Below are 21,787 nucleotides of genomic sequence, written 5' to 3'. Positions count from 1 at the left end.
ACGATTAATAAAAAATCAAATCGGATTTCACTATCCAATCCGAGATTATCTAAGATGAATCCGATGGAAGCTTTCTGTTTTCTCACGAGTTTTTAGCTGTTTTTGCACAATTCGATGCTTCTTTGAGCGAACGATCAAAAATAAGTGCATTCCCATCAAAAAAATATTCTCAACATAAAAAACTTTGTGTAATACTTGTAACGCTACATGGAGATTAACTCAATCTAGAGGGTATTAATAATGAATCGTACTAAACTGGTACTGGGCGCGGTAATCCTGGGTTCTACTCTGCTGGCAGGTTGCTCCAGCAACGCTAAAATCGATCAGCTGTCTTCTGACGTTCAGACTCTGAACGCTAAAGTTGACCAGCTGAGCAACGACGTGAACGCAATGCGTTCCGACGTTCAGGCTGCTAAAGATGACGCAGCTCGCGCTAACCAGCGTCTGGACAACGCAGCTACTAAATACCGTAAGTAATAGTATCTGTGTAATAGAAATGGCGCACATTGTGCGCCATTTTTTTTGCTCTGAATTTCCCTTCCCTGCTATTGCGTTACGCGTACCTCTGCATCCCCTCCTGGTACGCCATTACGCGCAGACTTCACTTCTGGCCCATTGCTCGCGACCGATGCTTGCCCGGCAGTGACGGTGACCGGATAACCTGCACGACGATACAACGCCCGTTCCACCAGACTGTTATCCACCGCTTTATTGTCTTTAAACTGGGTAAAGCCGGCTGGTAGCACATACGGCATGGTCTGGACGTTTTGTTCCTCTTCCGGTGACAATGGCCTGTGCACCTCAACATAGCGCATACCATTTGGCTCGACGGCGTACTTTATCGGCTCGTTGATCACTCTGACAGGCGTACCTGGCCGCACCTGCTCGAACAACGCTTTGATGTCCGGTGCATTCATGCGAATACAGCCGGAACTCACACGCAGGCCCACGCTGTCCGGCGCGCTGGTGCCATGGATCAGGTATTCACCGTTTCCATGCGCCAGACGCAGTGCAAAGCGCCCTAACGGATTATTTGGCCCCGCAGGCACTACCGGCGGTAATGTTATGCCGCGCTCCAGAGAGCGTTTACGGATGCCCGGTGTAGGGGTCCAGGTCGGATTGGGGATTTTCTGACCAACCCGCGTTTCCATTACCGGCGTTTCCAGCCCCTGCAAACCGATACCAATCGGGAATACCTGAACACTATTCTCTCCCGGCGGGAAGTAATACAGACGCAGTTCCGCCAGATTCACAATAATGCCTTCGCGTGGCGCATCTGGTAGCAATAATTGCGAGGGAATAGTAATCAGCGTTCCGGGTTTAGGGACGGGGGCAATAGTATTATTGGCTTCAAGGATCAGCATTGCGGCGGTATCAAACTTACGGGCAATCGCCTGTAGGTTTTTATCGCCTTCCTGCACGGTGTAGGTTTGATTTTGCCCGACAAGACGGCTGTTAGCCTGTGGCAAAGGATAATCGACCGCCCAGGCGGCCTGAATAGCGCTGTAGGCGCCGATCAGCATTAACGTAATAACAGACGCGCGTTTCATACTCACTCACCCCCTTGGCGTTGTTGCCGGATGACGGCAAACGTCCGATCCGGCCTACGAGTCATTGCGATGCCTTGCACGGAATCATTCCAGTCAGCCTGAAAGATGACGTGTTTTATCAGTTTAGCTAAGAGTTGCGGCTTTGGTGCGGATCGCCCGTATCATCGCTTCCAGCCCCTGTGAACGTGAAGGTGTGAGATGCTGTGCGAGCGCCATTTTTTCGAACCACGGACGCACATCAAAATTCACAATATCCTGAGCCGTCATCCGGTCATACAAAATGAAGACGACGGCGATAAGTCCTTTCACAATTGCCGCATCACTGTCGCCCTGTAATTCAATAATACCTTCAGCATTCTGCCGCATAACAATCCATACCTGACTTTGACATCCCTGAATGCTATTTTCCGGGCAGCGATCGTCGGCAGTTAATTCCGGCAGGCGCTGACCCAGTTCAATGATGTACAGGTATTTCTCTTCCCAATTAGCGCAACGCAGAAAATTACGCAACAACTTTTCTTTATCCGGTAGCGCAGCCATAATGCCTCCCTGTTATCCCAGCAAGTGATGAATACGCTTGAGTCCCGTCACCAGGCGATCCACTTCTTCATGGGTGTTATACATGGCAATGGAAGCCCGGCACATCGCGGGAACGTGATAATAAGCCATCAATGGCATAGCGCAGTGATGCCCAGTCCGCACTGCAATTCCATAGTTATCAAGAAAGCTACCGACGTCATACGCGTGATGTTTGCCGAGGTTAAACGCAATCACGCCCAGACGGTTTTCCGGGCCGTAGAGCGTCAGATCAGGTACCTCCGCCAGTTGCTCCAGCGCATAGCGCATCATGAACTGTTCATATTCGCTGATTTCACTAAGCCCCAGCGCGCTAACATATTCAATGGCCGCTCCCAGACCGATAATCCCTCCGGTGTTCGGCGTTCCGGCTTCAAACCGCCAGGGGGCTTTAGCCCACGTCGTTCCCTGGCTCAGACTGACGGTTGCTATCATCGAGCCACCGCCTTCCCACGGTGGCATTTCCTGCAGCAGCGACTCTCTGGCATACAACACGCCAATGCCGGTGGGTCCATACAGCTTATGTCCGGAGAAAACATAAAAATCGCAATCCAGCGCCTGCACGTCCACCGGGTGGTGCATGACCGCCTGCGCGCCGTCTACCAGCACTTTTGCGCCGTACTGATGTGCCAGCGCGATCATCTCCGGCAGCGGATTTTCAGTGCCCAGCACATTAGATACGTGGGTAATGGCCAACAGTTGCGTACGGTCATCAAACAGCGTCGGTAGCGTTTCCAGTTGCAACGTCCCGTCGGCATTCAGTGGGATAACACGCAGTTCCGCACCTACACGGGCGCACAGCATCTGCCAGGGCACAATATTGGCGTGGTGTTCCATTTCACTGATGATGATGTTATCACCCGCCCGAACATTGCTATTGCCCCAGCTGTTCGCCACCAGGTTGATGCCCTCCGTCGTACCGCGGACAAACACCAGCTCTTCGGCTGAACGCGCGTTAATAAACAATGACGCCAGCTTACGGACATTCTCCATTTTTTCCGTTGCCTGAGCGCTGAGCGTATGAATCCCCCGATGGACAGCCGCATAGCCATGCCGATAAAACTCTGCCTCGGCATCAATCACCTGGTTGGGCTTTTGCGCACTGGCAGCACTGTCGAGGTAAGCCAGCGGTAAGCCGTTGACCTCACGCGTCAGGACCGGAAAATCGGCCCGTACTTTTTCAATGGGAAATGTCATGCTACGCCTCCCGGCAGACGTTGGGCTATCCGCGCCAGTACCTGTTGTTTCAGCGTTTCATCGCTCAGAGCTTCCGTCAGTTCAGCGGCAAACGCGTAGAGAATCATCTGTTGGGCATCCTGCTGGCCAATCCCACGCGAACGCAGATAGAACATCTGTTCATCGTCGATCCGCCCTACCGTCGCCCCGTGGCTGCATTTCACGTCATCAGCGTAGATTTCCAGTTGCGGCCTGGTATCCACTTCCGCCAGTTTACCGAGCAGCAAATTATTGTTGGTCATCTGACCATCGGTTTTAATGGCATGCTGCGCCACGTTAATCAGGCCATTAAACACCGCCCGGCCTTTATCGCTGACAATCGTTTTATGTAACTGGCGGCTGTTGCAATACCCCTTATTGTGTTCAAGCCAGGTTCGGGTATCGCAAACTTCATTTTTCACCGGCATCGCCAGGCTGTTAAGGCGCAGTGTGCTGTTCTCCCCATTAAGCTGGGTACTGGTGTTATGGCGTAATACCGCACCACCGAGTAAGAAGCTGTAGCTCACCGCCGTCGCATCTGCCCCTAACTGGATATCATTATGCGCGAAATGGTGGCTAACCGGATTCTCAAACGCCAGTTTGATATGGTGAAAATGGGCATTTGCCGCCACGTTCATCGTTAAGCGTGCACCGGTAAAATGTCGATGCGCATTCAGGCTAACATAGTGCTCAATGACGGTAGCCTCTGCACCTTCGGCCAGTTCAAGATGGTGACGATAGTGCGCGGTATTCACCTCATCACCTGCCAGCCCCTGGGTGATGTGCATCAACAGCAGCGGTTTCGCTGGACGTTGATATCGTTTGACCTGAATGTGCGTGACGCTGCGTGAGAGGCTTTCGGTCAGATGCAGGAACACCTCTGGCTGGATAGCCGCAGGGAGCGCCTGACGCGCATCATCAACGGTAATGTCAAAACCGCTACCTTCTGTGCTGTCGCTCAGCGTTGGAGAGAATTGCCCGTCGACAAATACCAGTCGTATGGCATCAATAGCCGGTGCCAACGCTTCACACTGGGCTGACGTTATCTCAGCAACATCACTGACAAACTGGCTGTTGGTTAACCCTTCCAGCGGCGTGTATTTCCAGTCCTCATGTTTACGCGTCGGCAACCCCAGCCGCAACATCTGTTGCAGGTGTTGTTGCGCATGCTGTGAGCGACGCTCACCCTGCGCTTCAAACAGATGATGCCACTGCTGGAGCACATTACTGCTGTTCACTAAGCCAGCCATACCCTTGCTCCTCCAGCTGTTTAACCAACGTAAAATCACCGGACTTCACAATGCGCCCCTGGTAGAGAACGTGGACGTAATCGGGTTTGATATAGTCGAGGATCCGCTGGTAGTGGGTGACGATAATAAATGAGCGTTGCCCGTCGCGTAGCGAGTTCACGCCGTCTGCGACGATTTTCAGCGCATCGATATCCAGCCCGGAGTCCGACTCATCCAGAATGCACAACTGAGGCTCCAGTACCGCCATTTGCAAAATGTCATTACGCTTTTTCTCTCCGCCGGAGAAGCCCACGTTGACCGAACGGGTGAGCAAATCTTCCGGCATCTTCAGCAACGCAATTTTTTCTTCCATCAGATCCTGGAAGTCAAACCTGTCCAGCGACTCTTCGCCACGGTAGCTGCGCACAGCATTCAGTGCCGTTTGCAGGAAAAACTGATTACTGACGCCGGGGATTTCTACCGGATACTGAAATGCCATAAAGATGCCTTCACCGGCACGGTCTTCCGGTGACAGTTCCAGTAAATCCTTACCGTTGAATTCTACCGTCCCGCCAGTGACTGCATAATCTTCTCGTCCGGCGAGTGTCGCAGACAACGTGCTTTTCCCGGAACCGTTCGGCCCCATAATGGCGTGGACTTCTCCGGGGCGAATCTCAAGACTCAGCCCACGCAGAATCGCCTTATCTTCCACACTGACCTGTAAATCTTTAATGCTTAACATGTGCTTTCCTTAAATTTTAGCCGACGCTGTGTTCAAGACTTATGGCGAGAAGTTTTTGCGCTTCCACAGCAAATTCCAGCGGCAGCTCAGAGAACACGTCTTTACAGAAACCATTGACGATCATCGAGATAGCATCTTCTTCGCTGATGCCACGTTGCAGGCAGTAAAACAGCTGATCTTCGCCAATGCGCGAGGTCGTCGCTTCATGTTCAAGCTGAGCGCTGTTGTTACGGCACTCCACATACGGGAAGGTATGCGCCCCACAGTCCGCCCCGATCAGCATCGAATCACATTGGGTATAGTTGCGGGCGTTAGTGGCGGTAGGCATAATTTTCACTAAGCCGCGGTAGCTGTTCTGGCTATGTCCGGCAGAAATCCCTTTCGAGATAATGGTCGATTTCGTGTTCTTGCCAATGTGGATCATTTTGGTGCCGGTATCGGCCTGCTGATGACCGCTGGTCAGCGCAACGGAGTAGAATTCGCCGATCGAATTATCACCACGCAAAATGCAGCTCGGGTACTTCCAGGTAATGGCTGAACCGGTCTCTGACTGCGTCCATGACATTTTGCTGTTTTCGCCTTCACACAGCGCACGTTTGGTCACGAAATTCAGGATGCCGCCAGTATTGCCATCGCCGGGGAACCAGTTTTGTACCGTTGAATACTTCACCTCAGCATCTTTATGGATGATCACTTCAACCACCGCCGCATGCAGCTGGTAACTGTCACGTACCGGCGCCGAACAACCTTCGATATAGCTGACGTAACTCCCCTCATCCGCCACCAGAATCGTGCGTTCAAACTGTCCGGTTTTTTCTGCATTGATACGGAAATAGGTCGACAGTTCCATTGGGCAACGCACGCCTTTCGGCACATAAATAAACGTGCCGTCTGATGCTACCGCCGCATTCAGCGCGGCAAAGAAATTGTCATTCCCCGGGACGACGGTACCGAGGTATTTTTTTACCAGTTCAGGATGATCGTGGATGGCTTCGCCGAACGAGCAGAAAATAATACCCTGTTCCGCCAGCTTATCGCGGTAGGTCGTTGCGACTGACACCGAATCGAAAATGGCATCCACCGCCACCTCTTTGCCTTCACGGACCGGTACGCCAAGCTGCTCGAACGCGTCCTCAACCTCTTTGCTTAAAAATGCATTCGCGCCCGTTTGTTGCACCGCTCCCGGTTCAGAGGCGCAGGTTTCATCACAATTACCGCAAGAAGGTGCAGAGTAATAGCTGTAATCCTGGTAGTTCAGTTTGTCATAGTGCGCTTTTAGCCAGTGTGGTTCTTCCATCGTCAGCCACGCGTTAAACGCATTCAGACGGAATTCCAGCATCCAGTCGGGTTCATTTCGTTTTGCCGAAATCGCGCGCACGACCTCTTCGTTGATCCCTTTGGCCAGCTCATCGGTTTTGAGTTGGGTAAAGAACCCCTCTTTGTAATTGAGGTGCCCGCCAGCCCAGGTGTTGACATCGTCAGTTGCTTCAGTATTACGAGACATAGTACCGCCTATACCCCAAAGCTTTCGCCACAGCCACATTCGTTCTGGGCTTTCGGGTTATGAAATTTAAATAACTGATTTAATCCTTCACGCACGAAATCGACTTCAGTTCCATCGATAAACGGCATCGCCTGTAACGGGACATAAAGTCTGGCGCCATCCGTTTCAAACAGAAGATCGTCTTTCTCAGGTTGCTTGACGGTGTCCAGCACATAGCCGAATCCCGCGCACCCGGTTTGTTTCACGCCTAACCGCACGCCCAACATATCGGGTTGCCTTGCCACCAGTTCACGGATATGCGCCGCTGCCGCTGGCGTTAACGTCAGCCCGCGCCACGCAAAATCGTTGGGATTAAATGTTCCTGAATGCAATTCCATAGGGTTACCTCGAGTCACTAGCTTTTAAGCTATAACACCATGTTAGTGATAATGATTATCACTTCAACCCCTCAACAGCAGGGGCATTCGGGTTAACCGCCCTTTTTGACGACTTTTATTAAGCATAGACCCTGCGGCGAGGGTTAACAGGGATGGATTTTTTTATTCAATACATTGATTAATAATAGATTATGAATGTGTAATCGTTCCGGCAGGTCAAATGCTAAAAGATGTATAGATAATGTCTATTTAAGGGATAGGTGGGGATGACTACGGGGGAGCAATACGGCCCAAAGCGCATGTGGGCCATAAAAAACCCTTAAGTCTGCTTGCTGGCAGGCTTAAGGGTTCCGGCCCCATCCGGCGCTTATCTCCGGCACTCACAATGGCTTAGCTCTTGAAGGGGCGATCAGAAGAATCTCATACACTGATAAATTTTTTTTAACACAAATTGCGCTTTGACTATTTGATAAACACACTCAATCACATAGTTAGCACTGTGTCTCATTCAGTGCGTCCAGCAACAGTCGCAACCCCGCAGGCTGGTGATCGCGGGAAAGATATAAACCATAAATCGGCAGGCGTTTAGGCTGTAGTTGGGGTAGAAGTCGTATTAATCTCCCCTGCGCCAGCCCTTCTCTCGCCTCCTGCTCAGGTACCAACGCAATCCCCATCCCCGCCAGGGCGGATTCACATAGCAGTGACGAGATACCGGCGCTTAAATTACCTTTAATGGCCACAGTGACAGCTTGCCCTTGCGCATCCAGAAAATGCCATGACTTTCCGGCGAATCCGCTGTAATAAAGGCAATTATGCTGCGCAAGATCGTCGACGTTTTTTGGGATGCCATGCTGGTTAAGATAATCCACGGAGGCACATAACACCGATTCACAATCCCCTAAGCGCCGGGCAATCGTTCCGGGTTCGGGGTTTTCCGTGATGCGGATCGCCACATCGATACGTTCTCCAACCAGGCTTACCGGTTGATTGTTGATCTCAACTTCAATGCGGAGGTCAGGATAGCGAGCAAGAAACGCGGGCAGCACCGGCGCCAGAATATGTATGGCGGTAAAATGTGCACACGCCACACGTAGCGTGCCCGATGGAGTTTGCGCGAGCCCGGCGGCACCGATATCTCGCGAAAGCTGTGCCAGGGTGCGGGTTTTCACCAATGCCTCTTCACCGGCAGGCGTGATTGTCAGGCGCCGTGACGAACGATGGATAAGCCGCGCCCCGGTCCACTTTTCCATCTCATCCAGATAGCGACTGACCATCGGCCGGGAAAGCCCCAGCGCGCGTGCGGCGGCACTCAAACTGCCTAAATCACAGATATGGTTAAAAACTGTTGCCGCCATGACTCTGTCCATTGCATCCCATCCGATCGTTTTATGAAACTCAGCATGTCCTGATATGGGAATTCTAACAGATCCGAATTTCCTTAAAATACGGGAACGATCAAAAAACAATGTCCTGCACAAGGTTCCCCGTTATGAAAATCAATACACTGGCTATGCTGTTACCCCTGTTTGCCTCTTCGGCATTTGCCGCTCCACTACAGTTGGATGTCTACAATCCGCAGGAAAAGGCTATTTTCCCGGTATCTTCTACGCTGGTGTCCGGCCCGAAAGAAGCGATTTTGTTTGATGCCCAATTCAGCACCAAAGACAGTGAAAAACTGGTGCAACTGATTCGCACCAGCGGTAAGACGCTGAAAGCCATTGTGATCACGTCTGGCGATCCGGATTTCTACTTTGGCCTTGAGCCACTTGTCAAAGCCTTCCCCGGTGTCAAGGTGTTGGCTACGCCGCACGTGGTGGATCATATTCGTGCCACCAAAGAAGCCAAATTACAGTTCTGGGGCCCACAGATGAAAGATGGCGCGCCAACATCGCTCACTGTACCGCAGGCCACCACGCAAACACGCTTTACGGTTGATGGCGAAACGCTGGAATTACGCCATCCTAATGACTATGCGGCGTATGTCTGGATCCCGGCGAACCGCGCCATCATTGGCGGAACCGGTATCGCTTCAGGTATTCACGTCTGGACAGCGGACACGCAGTCATCGGCAGAGCGCACGGCATGGCGAAACGTGCTGAGTGAAATGCAGCAATTACATCCCACTCAGGTGATTCCCGGTCATTATATTGGTGAACGCCCGACGGGTGATAAAGCGATTCACTTCACCCAGGATTATTTGCAGTCGTTTGAGCAGGCGCTGGGCGCGAAAAAAGGTTCAGCCTACGTGATAAAAACAATGACCGCAGCGTGGCCGGGCCTTGCAGACGAAAGCTCTCTGGAGCTGAGTGCGAAAGTGAATACCGGTGAGATGAAGTGGTAAACAAGGTTTAAGGCAAAAAATAACCCCGAACACATGTGTCGGGGTTTTTATTACGACAGGCATACCGGAATCAATGAACGCCCAGGCGCCAGGCAAAATAGATCTCTTCTTTCAGTTCAGTCGAAGAGAGCGTTAATAAATCGGCAAACTCCAGCTCTAATTGTTTCAATCTTTTCAGGTACTGAGCTGGTGAAAGATCGGTTTTATCACGACGTAAAAATTCTATTGCCAGTTGGGCCGGGTCTAATTGGGTAGACATATCATCCTCGCTTGTGTTCAGAACCTGCACAGTATAACACCATTACCTGCGCAGATAATGACCAAACTCAACATGCATCACAAAATAGCGGTCGTCAGTCGCGAGGTGCAGCATAACCGACCCTGCTCATCAAAGATCTCGATTTGCCACACCTGATGACGTGAACCGGTATGCACAGGGCTGCACACCCCTCTGACGAGCCCTTCACGTGCAGAACGAACGTGGTTGGCGTTAATCTCAAGGCCCACCACTTTTTGAGTGCCCATCGTACACAGATATCCAGCCACCGAGCCAATGCTCTCAGCCAGCACGACAGACGCCCCGCCGTGCAGCAAACCAAAGGGTTGTTTGGTGCGATGATCCACGGGCATTGTGGCTTCCAGAGTATTGTCGCCGATATGCACAAAACGAATATCGAGCAGCCCGACCATATTTCCTTCACCCATGGCGTTGAGCGCCTCGAGTGTGACTTCACGTTTCCAGATCATCCTATAATCTCCAGTAATGCCTGTAATGGGTGGCGAACGCCTGTGCCTTCTACGCGTTTAACCTGGCTTCGACATGAATACCCGGCAGCCAGACAACGGTTACGCGGCAATCGTTGCATTGCCTGGTGCCATGATAACTCATAGATCCCCAGTGAGTTCTGATGATTCTTCACTTCGTGACCATAGGTACCCGCCATCCCGCAGCACCCCACGCTGACGTTTTCCAGTTTGGCCCCAAACCGGGCAAAAATCGCGGCCCACTGCGCAGGCGCTCCCGGCAGAGCGGTCACTTCGGTACAGTGTCCGAAGAAGTACCACGGTTCGCCACCGATAGCGACCGGCGGTTGTGACGCCAGTACAGCCGATAACCACTCATTGACCAGTAAGACATGGAAATCACCGCGCTGCTCGCCGAGCGCCAGCGTGTATTCATCGCGATAACATAGCACCAGCGCCGGATCGACACCGACCATTGGGATATTCAGCTTTGCCACCCGGTTGAGGAATTCAGCGGTCTTTTTCGCCGTTTTTGCAAACCGGTTTAAAAAGCCCTTTATATGCTGCGCTTTGCCGTTAGGTGAGAATGGCAACAACACCGGCTGCAAACCCAATTTTTCTACCAGTCGGATGAAATCAGCCACTACCTGTGCATCGTAATAGCTGGTGAAAGGGTCCTGCACCACCAGCACCGTACGTGCTTTTTGCTCCTGGCTGAGAGCTTCAAGCTGTTCCAGCGTCATATTGGCCGAACGATGCCCGACCAGCTGTCGTTGTAATGATGGTGCAGACAACAGCGGCAAATCCACCATGCCGATGTGTTTTTTAGCCAGATTACGTACCAGTGGTTGATTGATGAAAAAGTTGAACGTTTTAGGTGCGCGCGCCATCAGCGGTGCATAACTCTCAACGGTGGCGACCATGTGATCGCGAAGCGGGCGCAGATAGCGCGTGTGATACAGCTGCAGGAAGCGCGAGCGGAATTCCGGAACGTCAATTTTTATCGGGCACTGCGTAGAACAGGCTTTACATGCCAAACACCCGGACATCGCCTCTTTCACTTCATGCGAGAAATCATACTCGCCCTTACGTGCATGCCAGCTGTTCCGGGTTCGGGCGATTAGCGTACGTAAACTGGCACGTTTTTCTGGCAACTCTTTTTCCAGTTTCACGGGGTCGATCCCACGATCGGCCAACAGGCGCAACCATTCCCGTACCAGCGTTGCCCGCCCTTTTGGCGAGTGAATGCGATTGAGGCTAATTTTCATCGACGGACACATCGGGCTTTTGGCATCGAAGTTAAAGCATAACCCGTTGCCGTTACACTCCATTGCCCCACGCCACTCCTGTCGAACGGCCAGCGGGATTTGACGATCGTAAGTCCCACGTTTAACCGCACCCACTTTCATCATTGGCGCATCGATGGCTTCCGGAGGGCAAATTTTCCCCGGATTGAGCCGGTTTTGCGGATCAAACGCCGACTTCACTTTGCGCAGTTCGCGATACAGTTCCTCGCCAAAGAATGCCGGACTGTACTCAGCACGGAAACCTTTCCCGTGTTCGCCCCATAGCAGACCACCGTATTTGGCCGTCAGCGCCACCACATCATCAGAGATGCGTTTCATCAGCACTTCTTGTTGCGGATCGCACATATCCAGCGCGGGTCTGACGTGCAGCACCCCGGCATCCACGTGACCAAACATGCCATAGCTCAGGCCATGACTATCGAGTAGCGCACGGAACTCGGCAATATAGTCGGCCAGGTGTTCCGGCGGTACGCAGGTATCTTCGGCAAACGGAATCGGCTTCGCAGAGCCTTTGGCATTACCCAGCAGACCAACGGCCTTTTTCCGCATGGCGTAGATGCGCTCGACACCAGCCAGTTCGGTACACAGCTGCCAGCCAATTACGCCGGCTTCCTGCCGGGCAATTAGCCCGTCCAGACGTTCACACAGCGCACTGACCTGAGAATCAATTAATGCTTCATCGTCACCAGCAAACTCGACGATATTCAGCCCGAGCATCTCTTTATCCGGGACATCGGTAATCAATTCGCTGACGGAGTGCCAGACAATATCTTCACGCGCCAGATTAAGCACTTTTGAATCGACGGTTTCGACCGACAGCGCGCGCGCTTCCACCATCACTGGCGCATTACGCAATGCAGAGTCAAACGAATCGTATTTGACGTTGACCAGTCGCCGAACTTTAGGCAGCGGCGTGATATCAAGGCGGGCTTCGGTGATAAATGCCAGCGTACCTTCGGACCCCGTAAGGATGCGGGTTAAATCAAACTCGGTCATCTCATCATTGAAGACGTGCCGCAGGTCGTAGCCGGTTAAAAAGCGATTGAGCTTTGGAAACTTGTCAATGATCAACTGTCGGTTCTCACGACACCGTTCATAAACCGTCTTATAGATGCGCCCAATCGCCGTATTGTTTTTACCGAGCATTTCGGCAAATTCAACCGGCATCGGCTGGGTATCGAGAATATCCCCGCCCATCAATACCGCGCGAATACCCAGCACGTGATCGGAGGTTTTACCGTAGACCAGCGAACCTTGCCCGGAAGCGTCGGTGTTGATCATTCCCCCCAACGTCGCCCGGTTACTGGTGGACAATTCAGGCGCAAAGAAATAGCCGTAGGGTTTCAGATATTGGTTAAGCTGATCTTTTATCACCCCCGCCTCTACCCGCACCCAACCTTCCTGCACATTGATTTCAATGATGCGGCTCATGTAACGGGACATATCAACAATAATGCCCTGATTAAGCGCCTGCCCATTGGTGCCTGTGCCGCCGCCGCGAGGGGTAAAAATCAACGACGAAAAGAGCGGTTCTGACGCCAGCCGGGCGATAAGCGCCACATCAGCCGTCGAACGAGGGAAAACCACGGCATCAGGCAGAAGCTGATAGATACTGTTATCCGTCGACATTGTCAGACGATCGGCATAGCTCGTTGCCGTATCGCCCGTGAACCCTTGCTGCTCCAGCGCCTGCAAAAAATTGAGCACCAGTTGAACGACACCTGGCGCCTGAGAAATTTGTGGAATCATTATAGTGACCCTTTCCTGCGGTCTGTGTTGTGAATTTAATCGTTTGCGTGTTGCTTTGTTTGTTGTATCACATTTTTTTCTAATACGCTCAGCAGATTTACAGGCAGAATCCGCCTGTTCAAAACCGCTGAAATTGCTCATCATTATAGAGTGTGATTAACGTGTTCACGTCGCGTCAACGTTCTGACGCAAAGACAAAGGTGAAAAGTATTTATGGTAAATTTCCGTCAGCCCAGGGATATTGCACAAGTGCTGCTATCGGTGCTGTTTTTAGCCATCATGATTGTGGCCTGTCTCTGGATTGTGCAACCCTTTATCCTCGGTTTTGCCTGGGCAGGTACGGTGGTCATTGCGACCTGGCCCATCCTGATACGTATACAAAAATTGCTGTGGGGACGCCGTTCGCTGGCCGTGCTGGTGATGACCCTGTTGTTAGTTCTGTTATTTATTATTCCTATCGCTCTGTTGGTCAACAGCATCGTTGATGGCAGTGGTCCCCTGATTCATGCCGTTACCGCCGGTGATATGACGCTGCCGGATCTGGCGTGGTTAAACAGTATTCCTCTGGTGGGTGCCAAACTCTATGGCGCATGGCACAGCCTGTTGGATATGGGCGGTTCGGCTATCATGGCTAAGGTTCGTCCCTATATCGGTACCACAACCACCTGGTTTGTTGGTCAGGCCGCACATATTGGCCGCTTTATGATGCACTGTGGCTTGATGTTGCTATTCAGCGCCCTGCTGTACTGGCGCGGTGAGCAGGTAGCGCTAGGCATTCGCCACTTCGCCTGCCGTCTTGCATCAAAACGCGGTGACGCGGCAATCCTGTTGGCAGCACAGGCCATTCGTGCGGTTGCATTAGGCGTGGTCGTCACCGCGCTGGTACAGGCCGTCCTCGGCGGTATTGGTCTGGCGGTAACGGGGGTACCTTACGCGACGCTACTGGCGGTGTTGATGATCCTCTCCTGTCTGGTGCAACTGGGGCCTTTACCGGTGCTGATTCCGGCCATTATCTGGCTTTACTGGACAGGTGATTCTACCTGGGGCACGGTGCTGTTGGTGTGGAGTGGCGTGGTCGGAACACTGGATAACGTTATTCGTCCCATGCTGATCCGTATGGGGGCTGATTTGCCGTTGATCCTTATTCTTTCCGGGGTTATCGGCGGGTTGATTGCATTCGGTATGATTGGTCTGTTTATCGGCCCAGTGGTACTGGCTGTTTCATGGCGCCTGTTCTCCGCATGGGTCAATGAAGCCCCTGCACCGGGCACTGACCCGGATAAAATTCTCGAAGAAATCGCTGAAATCGAAAGCAATAAGTAATACAACATCAGGCGGCAACATTGCCGCCTGATTGTTTACTATTGCTGATAAATACATCGCAGCTCCCCGAACCAGCCCCAGCCCCAGCCCTGTGGGAGTACTCATTTATGTCGCAAATTCTTTACAGTTTTTAAACTATTGAGATGAATCTGATCGACGTGAAAAACCAGCATGCCTACTATTACCCCAAGGCTTTAGATCAACACATTGATTTATAAGCATGGAAATCCCCTGAGTGAAACAACGAATTGCTGTGTGTAGTCTTTGCCCATCTCCCACGGTGGGCTTTTTTTTATCCTGCATTTCCACGTCCCATCACGGCCTACATCACATCAGCTAGCCAATTGTTTTATTTCACTCTCACGCCAAATGCACCAACTTCACAGATTAATAACAAATAATATTGCACAAGATACTGTGACTCTCTTCAAGCCGAAATATCCACAACAATGCTATTACTATTCCACCGTCTTTTATTAAGTGATCAAATAATGAACGCATTAGAATTGCAGGCTATCCGCCATATTTTTGCTATGACGGTAGAAGAAAGCGCCGCGTATATCGCGCGTGATGGCGACATTGTTGCCTGGCAACAATGGGAAAGTGGGGAAAAAGAAATCCCGGAAAACATCGCGCGCATTTGTGCAGAAATGAAAGCAAAGAGAAAGTTAAGAATTAACGCGATCATCGAAAAAATAAATAATCGTATCGGTAATAACACGATGCGTTTTTTCCCCGATCTGGTTTCTTTTCAGGCAGTTTATCACCACGACAATTTTCTCGACTGGAAAATCTACCAATCTGCTGCAGTGGAACTCTATGCACACAACCTCGAGCGTTTGTGTTAGGCGGTCATAACGCCAGCACTACGTTGCAACACGGGCACCCGACATTATGCCCTCGCTCACGCGCAGTCTGCATACTATTTGGGCTAACACGCCCTACGCGACACAAAATACAACATCCATTTAGCCTCTTCGCCGAGTAACACATTATGAAAAACACCTATTTCTCTACTGCGATAGGGCTGTACCTTAATTACCTGGTACACGGTATGGGGGTCATTCTGATGTCCCTCAATATGTCCTCACTTGAACAGCAGTGGCAAACCAATGCAGCGGGGGTCTCGATTGTCATCTCCTCCCTTGGTATCGGTCGGTTAAGCGTCTTATTAGTTGCAGGCATGCTGTCCGATCGCTATGGGCGCAGACCGTTTATCATTTTTGGCATGATCTGCTACCTCATCTTCTTTTTTGGCATCATCAATACTCACAGCATTGTGATTGCCTACGCCTTTGGTTTTTTAGCGGGAATGGCAAACAGTTTTCTTGATGCCGGAACCTACCCCAGCCTGATGGAAGCCTTCCCCCGTTCACCCGGCACCGCCAATATCCTGATTAAAGCCTTTGTGTCCAGCGGCCAGTTTCTGTTGCCGATGGTTATCAGCCTGCTGGTGTGGGCTGAACTCTGGTTTGGCTGGTCTTTCTTGCTGGCGGCGGGAATTATGGCGGTCAACGGCATATTTTTGTTTCGCTGCCGCTTCCCTGCACATCCGGGGCCGAAGCATTCCATCATGCCATCATCCTCTTTACAGGAACCTATTCAGCCGAAGCATGGTTGTTCCCTTCTCGATCTGGGGAGTTACACCCTGTATGGCTATATCTCGATGGCCACATTTTATCTGGTTAGCCAGTGGCTGGCACAGTATGGTCAGTTTGTCGCCGGTATGCCGTATACGTTATCTATCAAGCTGTTAAGTATTTACACCTGTGGTTCGCTGCTGTGCGTATTCATTACTGCTCCCCTGGCGAGAAAAGCGGGTCGTGCCACGTCTCTGTTGATGCTGTACACCTTTATCTCCTTTGTCGCGCTGCTGGCAGTTTGCCTGCATCCAACGACCTGGGTCGTGATTACATTCGCCTTTGTCATCGGGTTCTCATCAGCCGGAGGCGTCGTGCAAATCGGTCTAACGCTAATGGCCGCTCGCTTCCCGCAGGCGAAAGGTAAAGCTACCGGTATTTACTACAGCGCGGGCAGTATCGCGACCTTCACGATCCCACTGATTACCGCCAGGCTCTCCGAAACCAGTATTGCGCACATCATGTGGTTTGATGCGGGTATCGCTGCGTTCGGTTTCCTGTTGGCACTGTTTATTGGTTATCGCAGCCGGCTTGCAGCAAAGCGTCAGTTAAACATGGCACCACTCGCACAATAACGCGGGTGCAATATTGTTCCCCTCTTCTGCAAAATAATTGGACGTATTTTTAAAATAACGGCAAAACGTCGGCCTGACGAATTAGGTTTCACAGTTTGATATGCAATATACCTGGTAACTTAAACGCCATGCTATGTAGGTACAATAACTACTGCCCGGTATATTAATCACAAGGTCGCCGAAATTTAAACTACACCGACGAGCACAGAATAATTTTAAAATCCGCAAGGAGTTGTGAAAAAATGTCTCAGAAAAAGACCTTTAACACGCCATTTCTTCTGGCGATAACCTGTATTTATTTAAGTTATTTTTTACACGGTATTAGCGTCATCACACTGGCGCAAAACATGACCTCCCTGGCTGAAAAGTTTTCAACCGATAATGCAGGGATTGCCTATCTAATTTCCGGCATTGGTCTTGGTCGACTGGTCAGTATTTTATTCTTTGGCGTTCTCTCAGATAAGTTCGGTCGTCGGGCTATCATTCTGTTAGGCGTTATTCTATATATGCTGTTCTTCTTCGGTATTCCCGCCAGCCCCAATCTGATGATTGCCTTTATTCTGGCTGTATGCGTTGGCGTAGCGAATTCAGCGCTGGATACCGGCGGTTATCCGGCGTTAATGGAATGTTTCCCCAAAGCATCCGGCTCGGCGGTTATTCTGGTTAAAGCCATGGTGTCGTTTGGCCAGATGATTTACCCCATCGTCGTCAGCACCATGCTGCTCAACCATGTCTGGTACGGCTATGCGGTCATCATCCCGGGTGTACTGTTCGTGGTCATCACCCTGATGCTGTTAAAAAGTCGCTTTCCCAGCCAGATGGTGGACGCGGGTCTCGCCAAAGATCTGCCACAGATGAACAGTAAACCCCTGGTCTGGCTGGAAGGTGTCGCTTCCGTGCTGTTTGGGGTTGCCGCATTCTCAACCTTTTATGTCATCGTGGTCTGGATGCCGAAATATGCCATGGCATTTGCTGGCATGGCGGAAACTGACGCACTAAAAACCATCTCTTACTACAGCATGGGATCGCTGGTCTGCGTATTCATCTTTGCTGCCCTCCTGAAGAAAATGGTTCGCCCCATTTGGGCTAACGTTTTTAACGCTGGTCTGGCAAGCATTACCGCTGCGGTCATTTATTTGTATCCCTCTCCGCTGGTTTGTAACGCAGGTTCGTTTCTGATTGGCTTTTCTGCTGCTGGCGGTATTTTACAGCTCGGTGTCTCGGTGATGTCAGAGTTTTTCCCGAAGAGCAAAGCCAAAGTCACCAGTGTTTATATGATGATGGGTGGTGTAGCCAACTTTATTATCCCACTGATCACCGGATACCTTTCTAACATCGGCCTGCAATACATCATTTTGCTGGACCTTGCATTTGCTCTGCTGGCATTCATCACCGCCATCATCGTCTTTATTCGCTATTACCGCGTATTTGATATCCCCCAAAATGATGTGCGGTTGGGCGAACGTTATTTTCAATAAATTGTTTAGAAGGAGTATCAAATGGACGTAACTGCAAAATATGAACTGATTGGTCTGATGGCCTACCCTATCAGACACAGTCTGTCCCCTGAAATGCAAAATAAAGCATTAGAAAAAGCGGGTCTGCCTTTTACCTACATGGCATTTGAAGTCGATAACTCAACGTTTGCTAATGCAATTGCTGGTTTAAAAGCGTTAAAAATGCGCGGCACCGGGGTATCTATGCCCAATAAACAGTTGGCCTGTGAATATGTTGATGAATTAACACCTGCCGCCAAACTGGTTGGCGCAATCAACACCATCGTTAATGATGATGGCTACCTGCGTGGTTACAACACCGACGGCACCGGCCATATTCGCGCGATTAAAGAAAGCGGCTTCGATATTAAAGGTAAAACCATGGTACTGTTGGGCGCGGGCGGCGCGTCTACAGCCATTGGCGCTCAGGCAGCCATTGAAGGCATCAAAGAAATTAAGATCTTTAACCGTAAAGATGAGTTCTTTGAAAAGGCGCAGGCATTCGCTAAACGTGTTAATGAAAACACCGACTGCGTTGTCACCGTGATCGACCTTGCCGATCGACAGGCATTTGCCGAGGCACTCGCCAGCGCGGATATTTTGACCAACGGCACGAAAGTCGGCATGAAACCGCTGGATAACGAATCTATTGTGACCGACGTTTCCCTGCTTCGCCCGGAACTGCTGGTGACCGAATGCGTGTATAACCCGCATATGACCAGGTTGTTGCAACAGGCACAACATGCCGGTTGCAAAACGATTGATGGTTACGGCATGTTGTTGTGGCAAGGGGCTGAGCAGTTCAAGCTCTGGACCGGGAAAGATTTCCCGCTGGAGTATGTCAAACAGGTTATGGGTTTTGCAGCCTGATGGGCAGTATTTGTGAATAGTTAAAGGGTAATCAATGAAAACCGTAACCGTAAGAAACCTCGTGATTGGCGAGGGTGCGCCGAAGATCATTGTCTCACTGATGGGTAAAGACATCTCAACGGTAAAAAGCGAAGCACTGGCCTATCGCGAAGCGGATTTCGACATCCTGGAATGGCGTGTTGACCATTTCGCAGATGTCGCTTCCATTGACGCAGTACTGGAAGCCGCACGTGCGATCCGTGATGTGATGGCGGATAAACCGTTGCTGTTCACCTTCCGTAGTGCCAAAGAAGGGGGTGAACAGGCTCTGTCCGTCGAAAACTATATTGCATTAAACCGCGCAGCAGTGGACAGCGGTCTGGTAGATATGATCGACCTGGAGCTTTTCACCGGTGATGAACTGGTTAAAGCGACCGTCGAGCATGCGCACGCAAAAAATGTCTTCGTTATTATGTCGAATCATGATTTTCACAAGACACCAGCAGCCGATGATATTGTCCAGCGACTGCGTAAAATGCAGGAACTTGGTGCAGATATTCCCAAAATCGCGTTGATGCCGCAAAGCAAAGCGGATGTGCTGACATTGCTTAGCGCAACGCTGGAAATGCAGGAACGCTACGCCGACCGCCCAATTATTACCATGTCAATGGCGAAAACCGGTGTGATCTCACGACTGTCCGGCGAAGTTTTCGGCTCAGCGGCGACGTTTGGTGCGGTGAAAAAAGCCTCGGCCCCAGGACAAATCTCCGTAACCGATCTACGTACCGTTCTGACAATATTACACCAGGCTTAATAGCCCAATATTTTTAAATTGCAATAAATAACGCCCTGCCCCAGATATTCGTTTTACCACGAATATCTGGCAGACGATTAAATATTTTCAAATAACGCAAAATACTATTATCGAATATAGCGATAGGCATTCGCACGAATATAACCTGGAGTTTATATGAAACTTTCAAGACCAACACGCTTAAATGGTCGGGTACCGGTATTATCTGCAGCTGACGCAATTGATTATATTCCGGATGAAGCCACACTCTGCGTATTAGGCGCTGGCGGTGGGATACTTGAAGCCACAACATTAATTAATGCACTAGCCGAGAAATATAAAAATAGCCAATCCCCACGTAATTTGTCGCTAATTAGCCCGACAGGACTGGGCGACCGTGCAGACCGGGGTATTAGTCCACTGGCACAGGAAGGTTTAGTTAAATGGGCGTTGTGCGGTCACTGGGGACAATCCCCACGGATATCCGACCTCGCGGAACAAAATAAAATAGCCGCCTACAACTATCCACAAGGCGTATTAACTCAAACCCTGCGTGCCTCTGCGGCCCATCAGCCAGGTATTTTGAGTGATATCGGCATTGGCACGTTTGTCGATCCCCGCCAACAAGGTGGCAAACTCAATGAAGTGACCACCGAAGATCTGATCAAACTGGTAGAAATTGATAACAAAGAGTATCTCTACTACAAAGCCATTGCGCCGAATATCGCCTTTATTCGCGCCACCACCTGTGATAGCGAAGGCTACGCCACCTTTGAAGATGAAGTGATGTATCTCGATGCGCTGGTCATCGCGCAGGCCGTGCATAACAACGGCGGCATCGTCATGATGCAGGTACAAAAAATGGTGAAGAAAGCCACACTGCACCCTAAAGCCGTGCGGATCCCTGGCTATCTGGTGGATATCGTCGTTATCGATCCAGAACAGACTCAGTTGTATGGCGGAGCGCCGGTTAACCGTTTTATTTCAGGCGATTTCATCCTTGATGACAGCCTGCAAACTGCCCTGCCGCTTAACCAACGTAAACTGGTGGCCAGACGTGCGCTGTTCGAAATGCGCAAAGGTGCAGTGGGTAACGTTGGCGTAGGAATTGCCGATGGTATTGGTCTCGTTGCGCGTGAAGAAGGCTGCGCCGATGACTTCATACTGACGGTTGAAACCGGGCCAATCGGCGGTATTACCTCGCAGGGCATCGCTTTTGGGGCCAACGTCAATACCCGCGCTATTCTGGATATGACCTCCCAGTTTGACTTCTACCACGGTGGCGGTCTGGATGTGTGCTATTTAAGTTTCGCCGAAGTCGATCAGCACGGCAACGTCGGTGTGCATAAATTCAATGGCAAGATCATGGGCACTGGCGGTTTTATTGATATCAGCGCCACCTCGAAGAAAATTATTTTCTGCGGCACCCTGACAGCCGGAAGTCTGAAAACAGATGTTGCCGACGGCAAATTGAATATCGTGCAGGAAGGTCGGGTGAAGAAATTCGTTAGCGAATTACCTGAAATCACCTTCAGTGGAAAAATTGCCCTCGAACGTGGACTGGATGTGCGTTACATCACCGAACGCGCCGTATTTACGTTAAAAGAAGATGGCCTCCATTTAGTGGAAATTGCCCCAGGTGTTTCTTTACAAGAAGACATTCTGGACAAAATGGAATTCACCCCCGTTATTTCTCCAGACCTGAAACTGATGGACGAAAGATTATTTATCGATGCCACGATGGGTTTTGTTTTGCCCGACGCCGCCAATTAAAAGG

Annotated in this window: 20 protein-coding genes and 1 other RNA gene; 10 read left to right on the top strand and 11 right to left on the bottom strand. The window is 50.8% G+C overall.

The window, feature by feature from the left end:
* Positions 1–240: 240 nt before the first annotated feature.
* The gene (gene lpp, locus EHN13_RS15965) at positions 241–477 is read left to right on the top strand and encodes a murein lipoprotein Lpp (RefSeq protein ID WP_003029373.1); all 237 of its coding nucleotides are present in this window, start codon (positions 241–243) and stop codon (positions 475–477) included.
* Between the two features lie 68 nt (positions 478–545).
* Here lpp and ldtE read toward each other — a convergent pair whose 3' ends face one another.
* From ldtE to EHN13_RS15925, 8 genes are all read right to left on the bottom strand, one after another.
* Positions 546–1,550, bottom strand: a complete 1,005-nt coding sequence (gene ldtE, locus EHN13_RS15960) for a L,D-transpeptidase LdtE (RefSeq protein WP_124021726.1) — start codon at positions 1,548–1,550, stop codon at positions 546–548.
* Positions 1,551–1,673: 123 nt separating this feature from the next.
* Positions 1,674–2,090 (bottom strand): cysteine desulfuration protein SufE, encoded by a 417-nt coding sequence (sufE, locus tag EHN13_RS15955; RefSeq protein WP_048211838.1) that lies wholly within the window; start codon positions 2,088–2,090, stop codon positions 1,674–1,676.
* A gap of 12 nt (positions 2,091–2,102) precedes the next feature.
* Entirely contained in the window at positions 2,103–3,323 is a 1,221-nt protein-coding gene (gene sufS, locus EHN13_RS15950; protein WP_116360142.1) for a cysteine desulfurase SufS, read from the bottom strand.
* Entirely contained in the window at positions 3,320–4,591 is a 1,272-nt protein-coding gene (gene sufD / locus EHN13_RS15945) for a Fe-S cluster assembly protein SufD (RefSeq protein WP_101741694.1), read from the bottom strand. Before sufD ends, sufS begins: the two co-directional genes overlap by 4 nt.
* Positions 4,566–5,312, bottom strand: coding sequence for a Fe-S cluster assembly ATPase SufC (gene sufC, locus EHN13_RS15940; RefSeq protein ID WP_061067804.1), 747 nt, complete (start codon positions 5,310–5,312; stop codon positions 4,566–4,568). Before sufC ends, sufD begins: the two co-directional genes overlap by 26 nt.
* A gap of 16 nt (positions 5,313–5,328) precedes the next feature.
* Positions 5,329–6,816, bottom strand: coding sequence for a Fe-S cluster assembly protein SufB (sufB, locus tag EHN13_RS15935; protein WP_061067803.1), 1,488 nt, complete (start codon positions 6,814–6,816; stop codon positions 5,329–5,331).
* An 8-nt stretch (positions 6,817–6,824) separates the two neighbouring features.
* Positions 6,825–7,193, bottom strand: coding sequence for a Fe-S cluster assembly scaffold SufA (gene sufA, locus EHN13_RS15930; protein WP_115602118.1), 369 nt, complete (start codon positions 7,191–7,193; stop codon positions 6,825–6,827).
* Between the two features lie 491 nt (positions 7,194–7,684).
* Positions 7,685–8,560, bottom strand: a complete 876-nt coding sequence (locus EHN13_RS15925; protein ID WP_048211843.1) for a LysR family transcriptional regulator — start codon at positions 8,558–8,560, stop codon at positions 7,685–7,687.
* A 122-nt stretch (positions 8,561–8,682) separates the two neighbouring features.
* On the opposite strand from EHN13_RS15925, the gene EHN13_RS15920 reads away from it, so the two are divergent.
* Entirely contained in the window at positions 8,683–9,534 is an 852-nt protein-coding gene (locus tag EHN13_RS15920; RefSeq protein ID WP_101741696.1) for a Vmh family MBL fold metallo-hydrolase, read from the top strand.
* A gap of 70 nt (positions 9,535–9,604) precedes the next feature.
* On the opposite strand, the gene EHN13_RS15915 is transcribed toward EHN13_RS15920, so the two are convergent.
* The 3 genes from EHN13_RS15915 to ydiJ all read right to left on the bottom strand — a co-directional run bounded on the left by EHN13_RS15915 (position 9,605) and on the right by ydiJ (position 13,334).
* Entirely contained in the window at positions 9,605–9,793 is a 189-nt protein-coding gene (locus EHN13_RS15915) for a YdiH family protein (protein ID WP_005120249.1), read from the bottom strand.
* A 77-nt stretch (positions 9,794–9,870) separates the two neighbouring features.
* Positions 9,871–10,281 (bottom strand): 1,4-dihydroxy-2-naphthoyl-CoA hydrolase, encoded by a 411-nt coding sequence (gene menI, locus EHN13_RS15910; RefSeq protein WP_005120251.1) that lies wholly within the window; start codon positions 10,279–10,281, stop codon positions 9,871–9,873.
* Entirely contained in the window at positions 10,278–13,334 is a 3,057-nt protein-coding gene (gene ydiJ, locus EHN13_RS15905) for a D-2-hydroxyglutarate dehydrogenase YdiJ (protein WP_124021725.1), read from the bottom strand. The genes menI and ydiJ overlap by 4 nt, the downstream gene beginning before the upstream one ends.
* A gap of 213 nt (positions 13,335–13,547) precedes the next feature.
* On the opposite strand from ydiJ, the gene ydiK reads away from it, so the two are divergent.
* The 8 genes from ydiK to EHN13_RS15865 all read left to right on the top strand — a co-directional run bounded on the left by ydiK (position 13,548) and on the right by EHN13_RS15865 (position 21,783).
* A complete protein-coding gene (gene ydiK, locus EHN13_RS15900) occupies positions 13,548–14,657 on the top strand; it encodes an AI-2E family transporter YdiK (protein WP_048211846.1) in 1,110 nt (369 codons plus the stop codon).
* Positions 14,658–14,845: 188 nt separating this feature from the next.
* An RNA gene (rprA, locus tag EHN13_RS15895) (antisense sRNA RprA) lies at positions 14,846–14,953 on the top strand.
* A gap of 195 nt (positions 14,954–15,148) precedes the next feature.
* Positions 15,149–15,505, top strand: coding sequence for a YdiL family protein (locus EHN13_RS15890; RefSeq protein WP_061067800.1), 357 nt, complete (start codon positions 15,149–15,151; stop codon positions 15,503–15,505).
* A gap of 146 nt (positions 15,506–15,651) precedes the next feature.
* Positions 15,652–16,872 (top strand): MFS transporter, encoded by a 1,221-nt coding sequence (locus EHN13_RS15885; RefSeq protein WP_048211848.1) that lies wholly within the window; start codon positions 15,652–15,654, stop codon positions 16,870–16,872.
* Positions 16,873–17,114: 242 nt separating this feature from the next.
* A complete protein-coding gene (locus tag EHN13_RS15880) occupies positions 17,115–18,350 on the top strand; it encodes an MFS transporter (RefSeq protein ID WP_061067799.1) in 1,236 nt (411 codons plus the stop codon).
* A 21-nt stretch (positions 18,351–18,371) separates the two neighbouring features.
* Positions 18,372–19,238 carry a quinate/shikimate dehydrogenase gene (ydiB, locus tag EHN13_RS15875; protein ID WP_048211850.1) on the top strand — a complete coding sequence of 289 codons (867 nt, stop codon included), beginning with the start codon at positions 18,372–18,374 and terminating at the stop codon, positions 19,236–19,238.
* Between the two features lie 34 nt (positions 19,239–19,272).
* Positions 19,273–20,031 (top strand): type I 3-dehydroquinate dehydratase, encoded by a 759-nt coding sequence (aroD, locus tag EHN13_RS15870; RefSeq protein WP_048211851.1) that lies wholly within the window; start codon positions 19,273–19,275, stop codon positions 20,029–20,031.
* A gap of 156 nt (positions 20,032–20,187) precedes the next feature.
* On the top strand, positions 20,188–21,783 hold the full coding sequence (locus EHN13_RS15865) for an acyl CoA:acetate/3-ketoacid CoA transferase (protein WP_101741697.1): 1,596 nt from the start codon (positions 20,188–20,190) through the stop codon (positions 21,781–21,783).
* Positions 21,784–21,787 lie beyond the last annotated feature (4 nt).

It is taken from the genome of Citrobacter youngae (genome assembly GCF_003818115.1).
In the GTDB taxonomy this organism is placed as follows: domain Bacteria; phylum Pseudomonadota; class Gammaproteobacteria; order Enterobacterales; family Enterobacteriaceae; genus Citrobacter; species Citrobacter youngae.
This window is presented reverse-complemented; position numbering and strand designations above follow the sequence as displayed.

Bases quoted from the DNA above. Each gene is read 5' to 3' on its own strand.
- EHN13_RS15920 (WP_101741696.1), top strand. From the start codon at position 8,683: ATGAAAATCAATACACTGGCTATGCTGTTACCCCTGTTTGCCTCTTCG.
- sufS (WP_116360142.1), bottom strand. From the start codon at position 3,323: ATGACATTTCCCATTGAAAAAGTACGGGCCGATTTTCCGGTCCTGACG.
- lpp (WP_003029373.1), top strand. From the start codon at position 241: ATGAATCGTACTAAACTGGTACTGGGCGCGGTAATCCTGGGTTCTACT.
- sufB (WP_061067803.1), bottom strand. From the start codon at position 6,816: ATGTCTCGTAATACTGAAGCAACTGACGATGTCAACACCTGGGCTGGC.
- ydiK (WP_048211846.1), top strand. From the start codon at position 13,548: ATGGTAAATTTCCGTCAGCCCAGGGATATTGCACAAGTGCTGCTATCG.
- EHN13_RS15865 (WP_101741697.1), top strand. From the start codon at position 20,188: ATGAAACTTTCAAGACCAACACGCTTAAATGGTCGGGTACCGGTATTA.
- ydiB (WP_048211850.1), top strand. From the start codon at position 18,372: ATGGACGTAACTGCAAAATATGAACTGATTGGTCTGATGGCCTACCCT.
- EHN13_RS15885 (WP_048211848.1), top strand. From the start codon at position 15,652: ATGAAAAACACCTATTTCTCTACTGCGATAGGGCTGTACCTTAATTAC.
- ydiJ (WP_124021725.1), bottom strand. From the start codon at position 13,334: ATGATTCCACAAATTTCTCAGGCGCCAGGTGTCGTTCAACTGGTGCTC.
- sufE (WP_048211838.1), bottom strand. From the start codon at position 2,090: ATGGCTGCGCTACCGGATAAAGAAAAGTTGTTGCGTAATTTTCTGCGT.
- aroD (WP_048211851.1), top strand. From the start codon at position 19,273: ATGAAAACCGTAACCGTAAGAAACCTCGTGATTGGCGAGGGTGCGCCG.
- menI (WP_005120251.1), bottom strand. From the start codon at position 10,281: ATGATCTGGAAACGTGAAGTCACACTCGAGGCGCTCAACGCCATGGGT.
- sufC (WP_061067804.1), bottom strand. From the start codon at position 5,312: ATGTTAAGCATTAAAGATTTACAGGTCAGTGTGGAAGATAAGGCGATT.
- ldtE (WP_124021726.1), bottom strand. From the start codon at position 1,550: ATGAAACGCGCGTCTGTTATTACGTTAATGCTGATCGGCGCCTACAGC.
- EHN13_RS15925 (WP_048211843.1), bottom strand. From the start codon at position 8,560: ATGGACAGAGTCATGGCGGCAACAGTTTTTAACCATATCTGTGATTTA.
- sufA (WP_115602118.1), bottom strand. From the start codon at position 7,193: ATGGAATTGCATTCAGGAACATTTAATCCCAACGATTTTGCGTGGCGC.
- EHN13_RS15880 (WP_061067799.1), top strand. From the start codon at position 17,115: ATGTCTCAGAAAAAGACCTTTAACACGCCATTTCTTCTGGCGATAACC.
- sufD (WP_101741694.1), bottom strand. From the start codon at position 4,591: ATGGCTGGCTTAGTGAACAGCAGTAATGTGCTCCAGCAGTGGCATCAT.
- EHN13_RS15890 (WP_061067800.1), top strand. From the start codon at position 15,149: ATGAACGCATTAGAATTGCAGGCTATCCGCCATATTTTTGCTATGACG.
- EHN13_RS15915 (WP_005120249.1), bottom strand. From the start codon at position 9,793: ATGTCTACCCAATTAGACCCGGCCCAACTGGCAATAGAATTTTTACGT.